Source organism: Roseomonas gilardii (assembly GCF_001941945.1).
GTDB lineage: Bacteria > Pseudomonadota > Alphaproteobacteria > Acetobacterales > Acetobacteraceae > Roseomonas.
On the sequence record NZ_CP015584.1, the window covers coordinates 381128 to 399158 of the forward strand.

General features: G+C 67.9%; 18 protein-coding genes. 3 read left to right on the forward strand and 15 right to left on the reverse strand.

Features of this window, described 5'->3' with window-relative positions; genetic code table 11:
* Positions 1-59: 59 nt before the first annotated feature.
* The 15 genes from RGI145_RS21270 to RGI145_RS21340 form a co-directional block, all read right to left on the reverse strand.
* On the reverse strand, positions 60-1052 hold the full coding sequence (locus tag RGI145_RS21270) for a catechol 2,3-dioxygenase (RefSeq protein WP_075800524.1): 993 nt from the start codon (positions 1050-1052) through the stop codon (positions 60-62).
* The gene (locus RGI145_RS21275; RefSeq protein ID WP_075800525.1) at positions 1049-1771 is read right to left on the reverse strand and encodes an alpha/beta fold hydrolase; all 723 of its coding nucleotides are present in this window, start codon (positions 1769-1771) and stop codon (positions 1049-1051) included. The genes RGI145_RS21270 and RGI145_RS21275 overlap by 4 nt, the downstream gene beginning before the upstream one ends.
* A complete protein-coding gene (locus RGI145_RS21280; protein WP_075800526.1) occupies positions 1761-2612 on the reverse strand; it encodes a class III extradiol dioxygenase family protein in 852 nt (283 codons plus the stop codon). The genes RGI145_RS21275 and RGI145_RS21280 overlap by 11 nt, the downstream gene beginning before the upstream one ends.
* Positions 2612-2977 (reverse strand): hypothetical protein, encoded by a 366-nt coding sequence (locus RGI145_RS21285; RefSeq protein ID WP_075800527.1) that lies wholly within the window; start codon positions 2975-2977, stop codon positions 2612-2614. Before RGI145_RS21285 ends, RGI145_RS21280 begins: the two co-directional genes overlap by 1 nt.
* A 130-nt stretch (positions 2978-3107) precedes the next feature.
* The gene (locus RGI145_RS21290) at positions 3108-4097 is read right to left on the reverse strand and encodes a LysR family transcriptional regulator (RefSeq protein ID WP_075800528.1); all 990 of its coding nucleotides are present in this window, start codon (positions 4095-4097) and stop codon (positions 3108-3110) included.
* Positions 4098-4241: 144 nt separating this feature from the next.
* Positions 4242-5120 carry an NAD(P)-dependent oxidoreductase gene (locus tag RGI145_RS21295; RefSeq protein WP_075800529.1) on the reverse strand — a complete coding sequence of 293 codons (879 nt, stop codon included), beginning with the start codon at positions 5118-5120 and terminating at the stop codon, positions 4242-4244.
* Complete coding sequence (locus RGI145_RS21300; protein WP_208864011.1) at positions 5117-6022, reverse strand: amidohydrolase family protein; 906 nt, start codon at positions 6020-6022, stop codon at positions 5117-5119. Before RGI145_RS21300 ends, RGI145_RS21295 begins: the two co-directional genes overlap by 4 nt.
* On the reverse strand, positions 6019-7020 hold the full coding sequence (locus RGI145_RS21305; RefSeq protein ID WP_075800530.1) for a Bug family tripartite tricarboxylate transporter substrate binding protein: 1002 nt from the start codon (positions 7018-7020) through the stop codon (positions 6019-6021). The genes RGI145_RS21300 and RGI145_RS21305 overlap by 4 nt, the downstream gene beginning before the upstream one ends.
* A gap of 16 nt (positions 7021-7036) precedes the next feature.
* Positions 7037-8023: a Bug family tripartite tricarboxylate transporter substrate binding protein gene (locus RGI145_RS21310; protein WP_237183315.1), complete on the reverse strand. Its 987-nt coding sequence runs from the start codon at positions 8021-8023 to the stop codon at positions 7037-7039.
* 39 nt (positions 8024-8062) lie between these two features.
* Positions 8063-8911 (reverse strand): substrate-binding domain-containing protein, encoded by an 849-nt coding sequence (locus RGI145_RS21315; protein ID WP_075800531.1) that lies wholly within the window; start codon positions 8909-8911, stop codon positions 8063-8065.
* The gene (locus tag RGI145_RS21320; RefSeq protein WP_075800532.1) at positions 8904-9587 is read right to left on the reverse strand and encodes a 4-carboxy-4-hydroxy-2-oxoadipate aldolase/oxaloacetate decarboxylase; all 684 of its coding nucleotides are present in this window, start codon (positions 9585-9587) and stop codon (positions 8904-8906) included. Before RGI145_RS21320 ends, RGI145_RS21315 begins: the two co-directional genes overlap by 8 nt.
* Positions 9588-10042: 455 nt before the next feature.
* Positions 10043-10933: a ParB/RepB/Spo0J family partition protein gene (locus RGI145_RS21325; protein WP_075800533.1), complete on the reverse strand. Its 891-nt coding sequence runs from the start codon at positions 10931-10933 to the stop codon at positions 10043-10045.
* Between the two features lies 1 nt (position 10934).
* Positions 10935-11963, reverse strand: a complete 1029-nt coding sequence (locus tag RGI145_RS21330) for an AAA family ATPase (protein WP_075800534.1) — start codon at positions 11961-11963, stop codon at positions 10935-10937.
* A gap of 163 nt (positions 11964-12126) precedes the next feature.
* Entirely contained in the window at positions 12127-12762 is a 636-nt protein-coding gene (locus RGI145_RS24785) for a hypothetical protein (RefSeq protein WP_156878710.1), read from the reverse strand.
* Positions 12763-12779: 17 nt separating this feature from the next.
* On the reverse strand, positions 12780-13628 hold the full coding sequence (locus tag RGI145_RS21340; RefSeq protein ID WP_075800536.1) for a helix-turn-helix domain-containing protein: 849 nt from the start codon (positions 13626-13628) through the stop codon (positions 12780-12782).
* 794 nt (positions 13629-14422) lie between these two features.
* Here RGI145_RS21340 and RGI145_RS21345 point away from each other — a divergent pair.
* From RGI145_RS21345 to RGI145_RS21355, 3 genes are all read left to right on the forward strand, one after another.
* Positions 14423-15550 carry a hypothetical protein gene (locus RGI145_RS21345; RefSeq protein WP_145144729.1) on the forward strand — a complete coding sequence of 376 codons (1128 nt, stop codon included), beginning with the start codon at positions 14423-14425 and terminating at the stop codon, positions 15548-15550.
* A gap of 81 nt (positions 15551-15631) precedes the next feature.
* Entirely contained in the window at positions 15632-16897 is a 1266-nt protein-coding gene (locus tag RGI145_RS21350; RefSeq protein ID WP_075800538.1) for an NAD(P)/FAD-dependent oxidoreductase, read from the forward strand.
* A gap of 82 nt (positions 16898-16979) precedes the next feature.
* Entirely contained in the window at positions 16980-17981 is a 1002-nt protein-coding gene (locus RGI145_RS21355; protein WP_075800539.1) for a 4-hydroxyproline epimerase, read from the forward strand.
* Positions 17982-18031: the final 50 nt, after the last annotated feature.

Genomic DNA, 18031 nt, shown 5'->3' on the forward strand with positions numbered 1-18031 from the left:
GTTCTTTCCTCCCGAACAAAGACGCGGGGCCGGACCGGCCCCAGCCTCCTACCCCCCGATCAGTACACGATCCCTTCCGCGTCCATCTCCTCCAGGGTCGGCGTGCCATGGGTGTGGAAGCTCTCGATGGTCTTCAGGCCCCAGGCCTGGCCCTTCCGCCGCTCCGCCTCGCTCCAGCGGATCGGCTTCCAGTCCGGAGCCAGGATCAGCCGCGCGCCGGCATTGGCCAGTTCCACGCGGTTGCCGCCCGGCTCATAGACATAGAGGAAGAAGGTCTGCTGGATCGCATGCTTGTGCGGACCGGTCTCGATATGGACGCCGTTCTCCAGGAAGATGTCAGCGGCCCGCAGGATCTCCTCGCGGCTGTCCAGGGCGAAGGTGAGGTGATGGAAGCGCCCGCGGCGACCGTTGCTCTCGCGCGAATAGGCGATGTCATAGCTCTTGTTCGTGCAGGTGAACCACATGCCGGCCTCGACGCCGGTGTCCAGCACGATCTGCTCCGTCAGCCGCATCCCGAGGCACCGCTCGAAGAATTCGCGGTTCGCCTTGATGTCGGCGGCGAGGCAGTTGATGTGATCGAGGCGACGCACGTTCACGCCGCGCCCGGGGAAGCGCTGGGCCTGGTTCTTCAGCGCCGGCCGCAGCTCGGGCGGTGCCTCGTACCACTCCGTCTCGTAGTAGAGCTCGATCAGGTGCCCATCTGGGTCCCGGAAGCAGAGGGTGCGGCCATGGCCGAGGTCGCCATCATGCCACGACACGTCGTGCCCTCCCGCGCGCAGCGCGGCGGCACGGCGCTCCAGAGCCTGTGGGCTCCTGACCCGGAAGGCCATGTGGCCCATGCCGGAATGGCGCGCCGCCGTCAGCTTCACACAGTAACGTTCGTAGTCATCCCATCCCCGGAGATAGACGGAATCTCCCTGGCGCCCACTCTCCGTCATGCCCATGACATCGACAAAGAAGCGCAGGCTCTCTTCCGGCTTGGGCGTCAGCAGTTCCAGATGCCCGAGATGGGCCAGGTCCATCACGGGTTCTGCGGTTTCAAGGGATGTCATGCCATCACTCCCAGGCGCAGCCAGGCACTCAGCACGCCTGTTACGGCAGCCGGTGCCTCGACCGTGCTCATATGGCCGCTATCCTCGATCACCGCGAGTTCGGCATCACGGATAGCGGCCGCCATTTCCTCATGCTGCGACAGCGGGCTCCACCCGTCCTGCCGTCCGCAGGCCACCAGGGTCGGGCAGCCGATGCGCGGCAGGACCGCCGCCGCATCGGGCCGGTTCAGCAGCGCCCTGACCTGCTTCTCGAAGATCTCGGGCGTGGCCCGGCACACCATCTCCTTCAGTGGGCGCATCAGCGCAGGATCGCTGGCGCGCTGCGGATGCACCATGGGCGGCAGCCAGCGTTCGGCCAGGGTTGCCATGCCCTGCGCATGGGCGAGATCAACGAGTTCCTGGCGCTTCTCGGCTTCGCCCGGGCGGCGGGGATGCACGCCGGTATCGAGCAGGGCCAGCCGCTCGACCCGCTCCGGTGCACGATCCAGGATCGCCAGGGCAACGCGCGCGCCCATGGAATGCCCCGCCAGCGCGAAATGCTGCGGAGAGGCATCCAGGACCGCTGCCGCCATCGCCTCGATGGAATCGAACCCCCAGAGATCCGGCACCAGGATATCGTAGTCCCGTTCCAGGCTATGCCGCTGCGGCGCCCAGACGGAGGCATCGCAGAGCAGGCCAGGCACCAGCACGACCGTGCGGCGCTCATCCCTATGCGACATGCGGCATGTCCTCGTAGATCACCTGGGCGAAGCCGGTGTGCAGCGGTGCGTGGTAGTTCCGGTGCAGGCAGCGCACGCGCGTGGAGAGGGCGCCGCGCATCGCAAGCCACATGATCACCTCCGCCCCTTCGGCGCCGCCGCGCTCGATGAAGTCCTGCAGCCGCAGCCCGGCCAGATGCTCCGGATCGTCCTGCAGCCGGTCGAGGAACTCCATGTCCCAGTCCTGGTTCTGATAGCCGAAGCGCTCGCCATGCAACTGGTGCGACAAGCCTCCTGTGCCCAGCACGACCACATCCATGTCTCTGGGGAAGCTCTCGACAGCCCGCCGCAGCGCCTTTCCCAACCGGAAGAGCCGTCCAGGCCCCGGCACCGGGAACTGGAGCACGTTCACGGCGAGCGGCAGGATGGCACAGGGCCAGCCCTCCGCGTGATCCGGCCAGAGCGCCGAGACCGGCGTCAGCGCCCCGTGGTCGAGCGGCATGTCCTGGCAGACGGTCAGGTCGAACTCGTCATCCACCAGGCTGTGCGCGACATGCCAGGCGAATTCCGCATCGCCCCGGACGGGTGGCAGGGGGCGCGGCCCGAAGCCCTCGTCGGCAATCGGATGCTCGCCCGCGACGGACAGGGCAAAGGTCGGATAGCGGTCGAAGAAGAAGGAGGTGACATGGTCATTGTAGATGAGGATCGCGGCATCCGGCTTGCGCTCGCGCAGCCAGTCCTGCATGGGGCGGTAGCCGTCGAGCAGCTTCTCCCATCCCGGCTCCCGCCAAGCGCCCTTGTCGATCAGCGCCCCGATGGAGGGGGCATGCGGTGAACCGAGGCCGCCGATGATCCGGGCCATCAGGATGCTCCCTTCCCGGCATGGCGGCTGGCGAGATACTCCTCCAGCGTCTCGCCGCGCATCTGCGCACCCGTGGCCGCCAGGCCATCTCCGCAGAGCTGCGACAGCCGCAGCAACGGAAAGACATTCGCGCCACGCCGCACCAGGCCGATCCAGTCGCGCGCGAGGACCAGCGCGCGGTCCTCGGGATCGAGACCGTAAGGCGCCATCGCTGTCTCCGGGTCCGCCATGAAGGCATCCCGCTTCGACGGATGGCGCAGGTCATAGCAGAAGCGGTTCAACCGGAGCGCGTTGGTGGCCGCCACCCCCGTGTTCAGGTAGGTGCCGGCGGGCAGGCGCCCGGGATCGAGTTGTCGGCTGCGCATAGCCAAAGACTTTTCTCCCCGTATCCGCGCCCGCGTTCCGGCCCTTCGTCGAGACGACAGGGGGCGGGCTCTTGAAGGAGGAAGCTAGACTGGCGGAGTGGAAAAGGCGTTATCGCTTCTTCGGCGCATGTTATGCCGGGCCGACATAGGGAGCGCCGGCCCCAGCCCGCTCCCCGGCCTGCCCCGGATGCCGGCCCTGCGCCGCGATCTCCTCGACATAGCGCCGCAGCCCATCCACCAGGACCTCGGCGGCCGGTGAAAGCGGTGTGTCGGCGCGCCGGATGAAGCCCGCCGGACGCGGCCGGGAGACAGCGGGCAGCGGTGCCGCACGGATCGTTCCCCGCAGCAGGTCGCCGGCCATCATGGTATTGGGCATGACCGAGATGAAATCGGTCGAATGCAGCATCTCCCGGATGAAGCCATAGGAGGTCGAGCGCATCGAGGTGGTCGGGGCGAGGCCCAGCGTCGCCAAGAGCTGATCGATCTCCTGCCCGACGCGCTGGCCGATCGTCGGTAGAACCAGTTCCCAGCGACGCAGCGCCTCCGCCGTGATGGGGGCTTCGAAGACGGGATGGTCGGTGCGCGCGAGGACCGAGATCGGTTCCTCGTACAGCGCCTCCCGCATCAGCCCATCCGGCTTATCGGGCGGATAGAGTTGCCCGATGACCAGATCGAGCTCCCCGCCCTCCAGCTTGGGAAGGAGCTCTTCCGTCTTGCCCTGGACAAGCTGGACCACGAGTTCCGGGTGCTGGCTGCGCAGCCGTCCCAGCAGGCCCGGAAGCACGCCGGCGGCGGCCACGGGCAGGGCGCCCAGCATGATCGTGGCCTTCATCCGCCCGACCAGCCGGTCCAGCTCCTCATCCAGGCGGCGCAGTTCGCCCAGCAGGCGCCGGGCCGATTGCAGCACCACCTCCCCCGCCGGTGTCGCGCGCACGCCGCGTCCGCTGCGTTCGAACAGCTGCAGCCCCAGCAACGCCTCGGTTTCCTGCAGGCTGCGGGTCAGGGCGGGCTGCGTGACAGACAAGGCCCGGGAGGCAGCCAGGATGCTTCCATGCGCCCCGATGGCATCGACGGCCCGCAGAAGCCGCAGCTTGAGTTGCTGATCGAGGTGCCTCGGCATTCCTTCCTCCCCGGGGCCCTGGCGCAAGCGCCCGGGACGGAGCGCGCCAGGATGCCACCGTCCGAAGGCACGGCCCCGGTAGAGCATTATGCCCCACCGGGGCCGCCAATCCCAGCCGGGCCGGCCTTCCCGCCGGAGGGCGGATCATAGCCTTGCCAGGACGGCATCCAGCAGCGTGTCGAGATCCTCGGTCGCCAGCTCCTGGGAGGAGAGACGCGCCCCCTGGTCGGCGGACCAATCCTGCCGCTCCGCGATCGGACCGCTGAGGATCGGCGGCACGCCGACTTCCGCCACGGTGCGGGCCACCTCGCGCATCTCCTCGGCCCGGCGGCGGCCATGGATCAGGGGACGGCTGATCACGTAGCGCGCCAGCCCCCGCCAGTCGGGATGCGGCAGCGTGTCAGAAAGGGAGGCCAGGACCTCCTTTTCCACACCATAGCGCCGCGCGGCCAGGAGGCATTCCGTGGTCAGGGCCTCTAGGCCCTTAATCATCACGCTGCGGCACATCTTGACCGAGGAGGCGCGGCCGATCTCTTCCGAGAAGACCGTCAGGGCCATGTCGAAAGCCGCCATGCTCGCGGCGAAGGCCGTGGCGTGCGGGCCACCCAGCAGCATGGGCGAGCGGAGACCCTTGGGCGGCACGCTGGTCATGACCGCAGCCTCCACATAGCGGCCGCCGGCGGCCTCCATGATCGCCGCGGCCTCGCGCTTCGTGCCGGGGGACACGGAGTTCACATCCAGGACGAAGGGAGCGTGGCCCAGGCCCGCCGCGATGGAGCGCATGGCGTCCAGATCGGAACCGGCCGTCACCGCGACGATGACCAGATCCGCCCCCCGCACCGCTTCCAGTGGGGTGGAGGCCGGCGCATGCCCTGCCTGGCCGGCGTTCCGCGACGCCTTGCTGTCCGGGTCGGCGAAGGCGGGATCGAAGGCGGCGATCTCGGTGACGCCGGCGGCGCGCAGGTCGCGCGCGAAGATGCTGCCGACCTCGCCATAGCCGATGATCGCGATGCGCACGCTCATGCCGTCTGCTCCTCGCTCCAGTAGAGGCGGGCCGGGTTGTCCACCAGGATCTTCCGGCGCGTCGGCTCGTGGGTCACCGCCTCGGCCAGAAGGTCCAGGAGGTCGCCGTCATTGGGCATGTCCCCGGCGATGTTGGGATGCGGCCAGTCCGTGCCCCAAAGCACCCGGTCCGGTGCCACGGAAACCAGGGCGCGCGCGAAAGGAAGCGCGTCGTGGAAGGGAGCCCCTTCGGAGGAGACGCGCTCGGCGCCGCAGATCTTCACCCAGGCCCTGTCGTTGCGCATCAGCTCCAGCAGGCTCCGGAAGGCCGGCTGCTCCAACCCGCCACGTGCCTTCACCCGGCCCATATGGTCGATCACGAAAGGAACACGGATGCGGGCGATGCGGGGCGCCAGTTCCGTCACGTCCTGCGCGTCCAGATGCAGCACCACATGCCAACCGAGGGGCTCAATCTGCTCCAGCACCCGCTCGAAGAAGGCCATATCCGGCATCCCGCCAAGATGGCGCACGAAGTTGAAGCGCACGCCGCGAATGCCGCCTTCGTGCAGACGCGCCAGCTCGACGTCGCTCACGCCAGGGTCCACCACGGCGACGCCGCGATAGGCGCCGCCGGAGCGTGCGATGCCGTCCAGCGTCACCCGCATGTCGCTGCCATGGCAGGAGGCATGGACGATCACTGCGCGCTCGATGCCCAGGATGCCATGCAGGCGGCGGAGGCCCTCGAAGGGCGCGTCGGGCGGCGTGTAGGCGCGGTCCGGCGCATAGGGGAAGACGGCATCCGGGCCGAAGATGTGGCAATGCGCGTCGCAGGCGCCCGGCGGGGCGCGATAGCGGGGCGTCCGCGTGTCCGGGTCCGGGCCCTTGCAGGTCGGGATGTCGCGAGGGGGCGGTGTCTTCGTCACTGGCGCGGGATTCCTGCCTTCTCGATCACTTCGGCCCAGCGTGCCGTATCGGCCGCCAGGAGCTTGCCCATGGCCTCGGCCGTGCCGCCCTGCGGCTCCACCCCCGATTGGGTGAGGATGTCGCGTACGGCAGGCCTCTTCAGCACGGCATTCACCGCCTCGTTGATGGCGGCGATAGCCGGGGCGGGCGTGCCCGACCGGGCGACCAGGGCGTTCCAGGACGTCACGTCGTAGTCCTTCACGCCGAGTTCGGTCAGCGTCGGCACGTCGCCCAGGCTCGGCGCACGCTTCGTCGAGGTGACCGCGATGGGCCTTATGGCCCCATCATGGATCTGGCCGAGCAGCGGCGCCGTGATCTCGAACGCCACGTCCACGTCGCCGCGCAGCAGAGCGGTGACAAGCTGCGGCGTGGCCGGGAAGGCAATGGTTTCCGCCTTCACATCCGCCCTGATCTTGAAAAGCTCGGCCGAAAGGTTCTGTGTGCTTCCGGCATTGATCGTCCCGATGTTCAGGGCCCCCGGTTCGCGCCGCATCCGGTCCAGAAGGTCGGAGAAGCTCTTGATGGGGGAACCGGGCGCCACGATGAGCGCGATGGGAAAGCTGCCCAGCGTCACGATCGGCGCCAGGTCGCGCAACGGATCGAAGGGCAGCGAGTGGAAGAGGGAGCGGCTGATCGCCGTCCCGTTGGTCGCTGCCATCAGCGTATGTCCGTCCGCCGGAGCGTTCATCAGCTGCTGCGCGGCCGGAATGCCACCGGCCCCGGGCCGGTTGTCCACCACCACCGGCTGCCCCAGCCGGTCGGCAAGGGGGTTGGCGACGGCCCGCACGGTGAGGTCCGCCACCCCACCGGCCGCGAAGGGCACGATGACGCGGATCGGCCGATCCGGGAAGCGGGTCTGCGACCGGGCGATGCGGGGCACCGCCAGGATGGGTGCCCCCAGGAGCGCCCCCATGCCGAGAAGCCCGGTTCGGCGCGTGATGGCCGGATGATCGGTCATGCGTTCCCTCTCTGGTTCAGTTCGCCTGGACACCGGTGCGGCGAATCACGTCGCCCCAGCGTTCCCGCTCCGCCGTGATGAAGCGGCCGAATTCCTCCGGCGTGCCGGGCGAGGCCACCGCGCCTTCCGCCTCCAGCCGGGGCTGCAGCTTTTCCCCCTTCAGGATGCGGGCACTTTCTGTGTTCAGGCGCGCGATGATCGCGGGCGGTGTCCGGGCCGGGGCGACGAGACCATACCACTGCACGGCCTCGAAACCGGGCATGCCCTGCTCCGCGATGGTGGGGATATCCGGCGCGGCCGCCAGGCGCTGCAACGAGGAGACGCCCAGGGCACGCAGCAGCCCACTACGAACCGGCGGCAGGGCCGGAGGGCCACCTGTCAGCGTCAGGTCGATGGCGCCCGAGATCAGGTCGTTCATCATCGGGCCAGTGCCGCGATAGGGCACATGCGTCATCTCGATACCCGCCGCGAGACTGAAGGCGACGGCGGCGATATGCGCGGCCGATCCATTGCCACCGGAACCGTAGGTGAGCCCGCCCGGCTTCTCCTTGGCGAGCGCGACCAGTTCCGGCACCGTTTTGGCCTGGAGCTTCGGGTTGACCACCATCACATTCGGCACGATGGCGACGAGCACGACCGGCGCAAAGGCGGTGGCCGTGTCGAAGGACAGGTTATGATAGAGGGCCGGGTTTACCGCGAGCGTGCCGATATGACCCATCATCAGCGTATGGCCATCGGGCGGCGCATGGGCGACGACCTCCGTACCGATGGTCCCGCCCGCACCGCCGCGGTTCTCCACGACGAAAGGCTGGCCGAGGACCTCCTGTAGCTCGGCGCCCAAGGCGCGGGCCAGGATGTCGGTGGAACCGCCCGGCGTGAAAGGCACAACGATTCGGACCGGACGCTCGGGCCAGCGGGGCGTCTGTGCGCCAGCGTTCCGCGTCGCAAGCTGGGCGCCGAGGCCCAGCATTCCCGCGGTGATCCCGCGGCGTGTCATTGGCATTTCTTCTTTCCTCCCTTGCAGGCCACCGAGGGCCCGTTCCTATCCGATCCCGGCTGGGAGCCCGTCCCAGATTTCCTCCAATGTCAGTGGCGCCGGCAGAAGCTGTTGTTCCGCGCAGAATCGGCTGGCGAGGAGAAGGGCAGGATCGAGCGCCGCGCGACCGGTCATCGGCGCGTCCTGGAAGAGACGGACGAACTCAGCCGCCAGATCCGGCCGCTGTGCGATGACATCGCCGCGCATAACCAGCAGATGGTTCACCGGCTTGAAGCCATATCTCGCGCGGAATGCCTCGCCAGCCGCAGCGGGATCGGGAAAGACCGTGCGCAGGTTCGGGTTGTCCGGCACGTCATTGCCGACGATCACCGCATCCAGCGCGCCTTTCTCCAGCATGGCCATCATGTCGGACCCAGCCGGGGCGCGCTCCGCCCAGGATGGGTCGCGGTACTCGGCCACATGAGCGTCCTCGAAGGTCACCCAGTGCAGATCGCTCGGCCGAAGGCCGAACTCCTCTTGCAGGCTGCCCCGCAACCACATTCCCGTGGTCTGGCTATAGGCGCGCACCCCGAGGCGCCGGCCCGCGAGGTCGGCCGGTCCCGTGACGGAGCCGCCCACCCGACAGAGCAGCGCGGCCTCCTGGAAGCGCGCCGCCATCACCACGGGCAGAAGCACCAACGGCTTGCCGGCGGCCTTGGCCATCAGGAAGGTCGCGATGGCCATCTCGCTGACCTCGAAGCGTCCTTCCCGCACCATGGGCGCAAAGGCACGACTCACCGGACTGATCCCCGCATCCTGCAGCCGGAGAAGCGGCGAGGTGACCTGGCCATCGAGCACCGGTGCGCTGTGCGGATAGCGCCCGATGGCCGAGTGCAGGACAGTCGGGTCAGTCATCGGCGTCCTCGTAGCGCAGTCCCTTCCTGGCCAGCGTCTCGCGCATCCCGTAGATGTCCAGCCCGAGTTCGCCGGCGGACAGGCGCGCCCGGGTCTTGGCTTCCTTTTCCTCCCGCGCGGCGGAAGCGCGCAGTACGGCCTCGGCCTCCCCGCGCCGGACCACGACCACCCCGTCATCGTCGCCCACGACCAGATCGCCCGGGTGGATGAGCTGCCCGGCGCAGACGACAGGCAGGTTCACGTCCCCAAGCGTTTCCTTGACGGTGCCCTGGGCCGAGACGGCCCTCGACCAGACGGGGAAGCCCATCTCCCGGAGCGCTGCCACGTCGCGGCAGCCGGCTTCGATCACCAGACCGGCCGCGCCGCGGGCCTTCAGCGAACAGGCCAGGAGTTCGCCGAAATAGCCTGCATCGGAGGGCGAGGTGGGCGAAACCACCAGGATGTCGCCGGCGCGGCACTGCTCCACGGCCACATGAATCATCCAGTTGTCAGCTGGCGCGATCGACACGGTCACGGCGGTGCCGACGGCGTGCGCGCCCGGATAGATCGGCCGCATATGGGCGCCCAGAAGGCCACGGCGCCCCTGCGCCTCGTGGATCGTGGCGACACCATAGGGTGCGAACCGGGCGGCGATCTCGGGAGGAACTCGGGGTGGGTTACGGCGGACCAGGCTCATGCCAGACTCTCCACGATATGCAGCAACAGGATGGGGCGCCTTTCGGTCGAGACGGCGAGCCCTTCCTCCGTGCCGGGTTCGGGCCTGCTCACCCGTGCCTCTGGCCGATGCAGGACATCGGCTTGGCCACCATGCGACCGATACGAGATCACGGCATGGGAGTGGCTGCGAGGGGACGTTCCGCAGCGCGCGGCGTGCCTCGTTGACCGGCTCGTGCCATTCTTCTTCCTCCCGTCACCAAACAGGCGCGGGGACCCTAGGCGCACGAGGAGGCCTTGTCGTATCGCTTTTCCCTCGGTCGCTATGAGCAACCGGCATAGGGCGCATATCGGGCACCGCAGAATGGTGCGATGTAAAAATCGATTGCGGCGGCAGTTCCCTGGTCTCGCAGGTCCGCCACTCCTGCCAGCTGGAGAGGCAGAGGTTCTGACGTCAGAACCCCTGCCCTTGGCTTCTCAGTCCTGCTGCGACAGGATCTGCGCAATACGCTCCTGCACCTCGACCAGCCTTTCCCGCTCCAGCTTCGACGGGGCGCGCCTGCGGGCCACCAGATCCTGCAGCCACTTGTCGAAACGATACAGCGCGACAGGCTTCGGCGCCTTGCGGACGGCTCTGGGGGACGGCTCCTCCGCCTCGGCGGGTGCTTCATGCGCCATCTTCGCGGCCCGCAGGGCGCGAACCGTGATCCGCCCGGCATAGGCATGGGCGATCAGGGCATCCCGCATCCGGCCTGCTGGGAGGCGCGCGAGTTCCACCAGGATGTTGCGTGGCAGGTCGAGCTTGCCGTTCTCCAGGTCCATGACGAAGGAGGGCGGCAGCGTCAGCATCCGCAGCGAGGCGCTGACCTCCCCCTTGGTCCGGCCCAGCACCTCGGCGACGCGCGTCTGGGTCCAGCCCTGGCTTTCCAGAAGCCGCTGGATGCCCCGCGCCTCCTCAACCGGCGTCAGGTCGATCCGCTGCAGGTTCTCCAGCAGGGCCAGCGCTCCGGCGCCATCCTGCCTCTTCCATTCGATCGCCAGGATCGAGGTCCAGCGGAGCAGCTTCGCCGCCCGCCAGCGCCGTTCTCCCGCCACGATGACCCAGTCCGCGGGTCGCTCCGGGTCACGGCGCAGGAGGATGGGTTGCAACTGTCCCTGGTCGGACATGGTGGAGGCCAGGGAAGCCAAGCCCTCCGGGTCGAAATTCTTGCGGGGCTGGTCCGGGTCCGGCAAGACCCGGTCCAGCGGCGCCTCGAAGGTATGAGCAAAGCGGCTCGCGGGCGTCACGAGCGAGTTCGTCGCTTCCCCGATCGAGTTCGCCACGGCTCCGAGCAGGGGAGAGGGACGGCGCTTGCGGGACACGGCCATGTCAGGAAACCTCCGCGCGCGGCAGGGGCCTGCCATCGCTGAGCGCCTCGGCCAGCCGCAGATAGGCCGCACCGGCTGCCGCGCCACTCTGGCCATGACTGGCCGGAACCGCGATCCGCCCGTCTCGCGCGGCATGGCCGAAGGCGGCGCTGGCGGGGATCGGCTCCAGCAGCGGCACCCGTTCCAGCATCGCCTGCGACAGGTGGCTCAGCACCTCCCGATCCACGGCCCGGCGCTGGCTGAACTGGGTCGGCAGGACGCCGATGATCCGCAGGTCCGGGTTGAGTCGGCGCTGCACCTTGTTCGCGGTGGCCAGGATGAGGCCCACCCCCATCGCGTCATAGGGTTCGGTACGGACAGGTACGATCACCTCCGTCGCCGCGGCGAGGGTCATCCAGGTCAGCATGCCAAGATTGGGCGGCGAGTCGAGCACGATCCAGTCGTAGCTGGAGCGGATCGGTGCGACAGCCTCCCGCAAGGCGGCGTCGAAGCCCGGTTCTCGGCGCCCGTCAGTGTCCGAGAGCTCGATATGGCTGGCGACCAGGTCGAAGGGAATGACTCGCCCCTGGCCCGCCGTATCGGCCAGCGCGTCGCCGGCGTGAACGATGGCCTCGGCGAGGGGGCGGCCGTTCAGGATGACGTGGGCAGTGGTGCGGCCCTGCCGATAGGCCTCGACCCCGCCACCGGCCAGCACCGCGGCCGTGGCCGTGGCCTGCGGGTCCATGTCGATCACGAGCACACGCCGTCCCAGAGCTGCCAGGGAAGCCGCGACGTTCAGCGCGCTGGTGGTCTTGCCGACGCCACCCTTCTGGTTGGCGAAGGCCAGGATGCGGGCATTGGCGGGTCGTGCCTGGGCAATGGCCGCGATTTCCACCGCGACCTCCCGCGGGATGGGCTCGCGCCCATTCTCCCACCGGCTGACCTTGGACTTGTCATAGGCGCGGCCCATGCGCCTGTTGAGGATATCTTTCAACTCGACCTGGCTGAGGCGAAGCTGCTGCCTCGCCTCCTTCAACATCTGCGAATCCATGCTTCGCCCCCCGGCATGCCTGGCCCCATCGGCGGCCGGGACGTTGCAACAGATCATCAACCCAATCAACCCTCAGGTTGATGGTTGCTTCGGGTTCGGACATCAGAACATCACCCGTCCGTCCGCTGCGAGATGTGGCCGGTTGGCAGTAGGCATGAGACGATCAGGCCGGAACACGCCGGAAGGTGCCCTGGGTCAGTTCCTCCATCCGATGAAGCATGGGATTCCGTTTCGCCGCCGCACGGTGCAGCAGAGCCTGCAGCCTCTGCCGCCGCGTTTCCGGCTCGGCGACCGCTTCCCGGCAAAGCGCCACCATCTCGCAGATCTGCGGCCGCCATTTGCGTGTGCGGCGCCACTGCCGGCAGGCCTGTTCCACGGCCCATATCGGGAACTCCCCCAGATCCTCAGCCCAGTCATCCGCGATCATCTGCTCGACCTGCGGCGGGTTCGGCTCGGCGCGGAAATGCGACAACAGGGCCAGAATGCGTGCGAGGAGCACTCCTCTTTCCGCGGGCCGCAGCGCCGCCTCCAGTTCCGAAAGATGCTGCATGGCCAGTCCGGCCACGCCGTCCTCCATCTCCGCTGGGGGTTGCCAGGTTTCCGTGATCCGGACTGTGCCGTTGTCGGGAAACAGGAAACGCCGCTCCTGAATGCCACTTTCCAGAAGTCTCGCCACGGGCGCGGGCGGTGACGGCAAGGGCTCCCTTGCTGCTTGTAGAAGGGACGTGTCGCGCCCTCCAGTTCTGCCCACGGGCCGGTCCTCCCGTCGGGGGAAGGAAGTACGATGATCGATCTGCACGGTTTGGGTCCTCCGGTTCAGCAAGGGCTGACATGGCCGGGCGGGGACATGGCCGCCGCCGCCCAGGCATCGAAGCGATGGAGACGGTGCTCCGCCTGCCGCTTTCCGGCGGGCGGAGCCGACCGGCTCGCCACCTCCGGTCGTGTGGCCGATAGGCGGCGAGGTTGCACCTGGTCGGCAATCAGCCATTCCAGCCAAGCCTCGTCGAGATTGGCGTAGCGGTAGCCCTTGGCACGGCAGCGTGTGACGAAGCGGAGCGTGTGGTGCTCCAGCGCCGCATCCGGATGGAGATGCCGGGCGCGTTCGGTGATGTCGCGCGACGGCAACCAGTCAGGGGGCGGTTCCCTCAGGGCGGAGCCCTGTCTCGCCGGCCGTTCGGGGTCCTGGCATTCCACCGGTGTGTCGGCTCCTGGCTGCGCGGGCATGGTGTGCGTGTCCTGAATCTGTTCAGGAATAGCGTGACTCGTGTCAGCCGGATGACAGGGCCTGTCCCTGTTCGGACAAAGCCCTGTTTCCCCCATGACAGGCGGCGGGCCATCCTGCACGAAGCTGCGCGCCTGTTCCGGCGTCTGGGCGAGCTGGTAGCGGCAGCTCGTGGTGCCGCCGTTCTGGCGCGAGCGGGCCTGCTTGCGGATCAGCCCGGCTGTGGCGAGATCCGCGATCACCCGGTTCACCCAGGGGCGGCTGCGGCCAAGCCGCCGCGCCAGCGTCGCCTGTGAGGGCTCGCAGAACCCGGCTTCGTCAGCATAGGTGCAAAGGGCGGCCATCACGGCCAACCGGTCCGCATCCACGGCAGGATGCAGCAGCCACCAGGCGGGGATCTTCCCCCACCGGGTCACCTGATCGAGGGACGCATTCGATGCCATCCGGAACCTCCGCCTGCGTGAGTCGGCGGCATCCGGAAGCCCCTCCCTGGCCCACGTCAAACTCTGACTCGGATCGCGCTGTAGGAACTCGGCGCGCTTCGGAAGGCAAAGCCCGCGCAAGCGGATGGGAAACGGCGCTCTTGTATAGGACAGCGGCGCGCCGGTTCGTGACGGTCCCGCGACTCCGATTCCAGCCGGGATTTGGCGCGAATATGGAGGGCAAACGCGCGGTCACATGGGTGCGCAGGGGCTCCCAGAGGCACCGTCCGCGACGGTCCCATCCTCCGGTGGCCATCCCTTTGAACGGAGCTTTGCCCTCATCCCTGCGGATGTAGGAACTCCGCGCACTTTCCGCAAAGAAGGGTCTGCGGGCCCTCGGATAGCGCGACATGAATATAGGAGATCGGCGCGTTTCAGGTCCTATGAGGGCTGGAAGGTGCGAAACGCGCCAATTCCCTATACCCCTTCCTCGCGGCAGCGGCGGAAACGCGCGCTTCCCCTATAGGCTTCTCGGGATACCAGCCCCCTGGAGCACGGTTGAATGCCGGACTGCTGTAGGGAAAGCGCGCGTTTGGCCGATGGCTGTAGGGAAAACGCGCGCTTTGCTATCCGTCTGACCGGGCGATTCGGCCGGAGCATCGCCGGAGCCGGCGGGCAAACGCGCCTTTCCCCTTCATAAGAGCGTCGATCACCGTCACGATCCGCGCCTTTCCCCTTCATCACGGGTGCAACAGGCGCTTGATGAGCGGGGCCAGAGCCCGCCAAATGCGCCGGACGCGGGCGGAAAGGGGATCATGTCGGAGCAGAGGGCCGCTTTGAAGCAGCCGACCCCATTGCAGCTCATCCTGTTCGAGAACTCGGATGCGGATGACAAGCGCTACACGAACACGATCAATCTCTACGATATCGCGCCTCGCTTCGTGTTCTACACAGACAGCCGGGCGGAGGGCGGCTACCTGCGCTCGATACGCCGTGAGTTCGAGCATGCCGGCATTACCTACAAGCTGCTGCTTCGTCCTGGCCGCCTGGTCCGTGCGGACGGGGCCGAGCGGGAGGAATTCCCCGGCGAGCGCGAGCAGATCGTGGAGGCGGTGATGCAGCGCATTGCCAGCGACCGCGCTCGGCTGAGCGTGGAGAACGAGAAGGTGCGCCTCTCTTTCTCTCTCTATGAGATCCGCGAGGAACTGCGGAAGGTCCGGCACCTTTACAGCCTGGATGAGATCAAGGACGCGCTGACGGTCCTACACACGGCGGTGGTCGAGATCACCCGCACGGACCGCAAGGGACAGATGGTGCTTTCCTCCTCCTCCTTCCCCGTGCTCGCCCTGCGCCGGAAGGACGACCAGGAGAGTGCCTATCTCGAATTCAACCCGCTGGTCGAGAACGCGATCAAGAACCTCCACTACCGCCGGATCAACTACGATTGGCTGATGCGGATCTCGCATCCCTTGTCGCGTTGGCTCTATCTGAAGTTGTGCCAGACCATCACCGAGGTGCGGCCGGGAGAGAGCCCGTTGATCTCGATGACGGCCATGGAGATCGCCCGGGACGGCCCCATGGCGGCACGCTCGCGGCCGCGGGACACGCTGCGCTACGTGACGAAAGCGGTGGAGGTCTTGGTCCGGGACGGGCTCCTGGAAGATCTCGGCGCGGACGGGATGCGCGTCATCAAGGACGGCCGCAAGAAGGCCGACGTGGCTTTCGACATCGTGCCGACGCAGGGCTTCATGGAGGACATCCGTCGCGCCGATGCCCTGGTGGCGGACAGCAAGGAGCGTCTGCGCGTCGCCTCGGGAAGCGAAAGCCCGAACCGCTTCGTGAATGTGGAGCGCGCTACCACCCATGCGGTGAAATCCGCCCGGCGCCGGCTGGCCTCGAACGTCACGACGGCTGCACTGGCCAAGACCGCTGCGGGTGGATAGCCCGCCTGGGCCTGTTTCGACGGTGGTTCCGCTCAACCACCAGAGCTGGGCGCCCACCGGTCGGAACATGACGGTCCCAGGATGAACGTCCCGGGGCCGGACCGCCATGATACCGAGACGGTGGTGATTGGCGGCGGCATCATCGGTCTGGCCATCACCTCCTGCCTGCAGGAGCGTGGCCGGCCGGTCCTGCTGCTGGACCGGAAAGGCATCGCCCTGGAAGCCAGCTATGGCAATGCTGGCGCCTTCGCCTTTTCCGACGTCATGCCCCTGGCCTCGCCCGGAATCATGCGCAAGGCGCCGCGCTGGCTGCTGGACCCCCTCGGCCCTCTCGCCATCCCGCCCCGCCACCTGCCGCGCATCGCGCCCTGGCTCTTCCGCTTCTGGCGCGCCAGCCGCCCGGACAGGGTCCGGCACAGCATCCTGGCGCAGGTGGCGATGATGCGGCTGGCGGAGCAGGAGATGTCCGCTCTGGTCGCACGGCACGGGCTGGCCTCCATGGTCCATGCCGACGGGGCCCTGGAGCTGTACGAGAGCGAGGAGGAATGGCGCGCCTCCCTGTCGGGATGGGATCTCCGCGCCGCCCATGGCATCGCGTTCCGACATCTGCGGGGCGGGGAGATCGCCGCGTTGCAGCCGGGCCTGTCTCCTCGCATCCGCGTCGCGACCTTCGTACCGGGTTGGAAGACCGTCACCGATCCGCATCTCTTCGCGCAGGCCTTGGCTGCCCGGTTGCAGGAGCAGGGGTTGATCTTCCGGCAGGCGGAGGTCCGGGCCGTACGACCGGACGAAGACGGCTGCGTATCGGTGTATCTGGCCGACGGCACTGAGCTGACGGCATCCCGAGCGGTGATTGCCTGCGGCGCCTGGTCGCGGCCCCTGGCCCTGGCGCTAGGGGACCGCATTCCGCTGGAGACGGAGCGCGGCTACAACACCACCCTCCCGCCCGGCGCCTTCGATCTGCGACGCCAGCTGACCTTCGGGGCGCATGGCTTCGTGGTGACGCCGATCGGCGGCGGCGTACGCGTCGGCGGCGCTGTGGAGCTCGGCGGCCTGTTGGCCCCACCGAACTACGCACGTTCGCAGGCTCTGCTGGACAAGGCGGCCACCTTCCTGCCCCAGCTACGCACCACGGGCGGGACCCAGTGGATGGGCTTCCGCCCTTCGCTGCCCGACAGTCTCCCCGTGATCGGGCCCTCCCGGGCCAGCCCGCGCATCCTCTATGCCTTCGGCCATGGTCATCTCGGCCTGACCCAGTCCGCTGCGACGGGGCGCCTGATCGCCGACCTGATCACCGGCGAGGAACCGCCCCTTGATCCCGCGCCCTTCCGCGCCGGACGCTTCTGACCGGTACCATGCTGCGGGTCGGGCGTGACGGCGGGTGATCAGGCGCTATGCTCCGTCAGGCACGGAACGACGAGGCATCCCCATGGCACGGCACAGCTTCTTCTGCATCGATGGCCATACCTGCGGCAATCCGGTGCGTCTGGTCAGTGGCGGCGGGCCGATCCTCGCCGGCGCCAACATGATCGAGAAGCGTGCCCATTTCCTCGCGGAATACGACTGGATCCGCACCGGCCTGATGTTCGAGCCACGTGGGCACGACATGATGTCGGGTTCGATCCTCTATCCACCCACCAGGCCGGATTGCGACATCGCCATCCTGTTCATCGAGACCTCGGGCTGCCTGCCGATGTGCGGGCACGGAACCATCGGCACCGTCACCATGGCCCTTGAACATGGCCTCGTGACACCGAAGCAGCCCGGCCTCTTGCGCCTGGACACGCCGGCCGGCGTCGTCACCGCCACCTACCGGCAGGAAGGCGGCTTCGTGGAGGAGGTGCGGATCACCAACATCGCTTCCTTCCTCCATTCGGAAGGTCTGGAGGTGGACTGTCCCGGATTGGGGACGATCCGTGTCGATGTCGCCTATGGCGGCAACTTCTACGCTATCGTCGATCCGCAGCAGAACTTCCGCGACATGGCCGACTTCTCTGCCTCCCAACTGGTGCAGATGAGCCCGCTGCTGCGACACGCCCTGAACGAGCGCTACGATTTCGTGCATCCGGAGAAGCCCGAGATCCGTTGCCTTAGTCACATCCTGTGGACCGGCGCACCGAAGCATCCGGAAGCGGATGCGCGCAACGCCGTCTTCTATGGGGACAAGGCGATCGACCGCTCGCCCTGCGGCACGGGAACCTCGGCGCGGATGGCGCAATGGGCCGCGAAGGGGAGATTGCGCTCCGGCGACGCCTTCGTGCACGAAAGCATCATCGGCTCGCTGTTCCGGGGCCGGGTGGAAGAAGCCGTTGGCCTTGGAGGACGTCCCGCAATCATTCCTTCCATCGCGGGCTGGGCGAGGACCACGGGCTACAACACGATCTTCATCGACGACCGCGATCCTTACGCCCATGGCTTCCAGGTGGGGTGAGTTCCGGCCGGCGTTCTGACGTCAGAACCGCTTGGTTGTAGTGCAGGGCA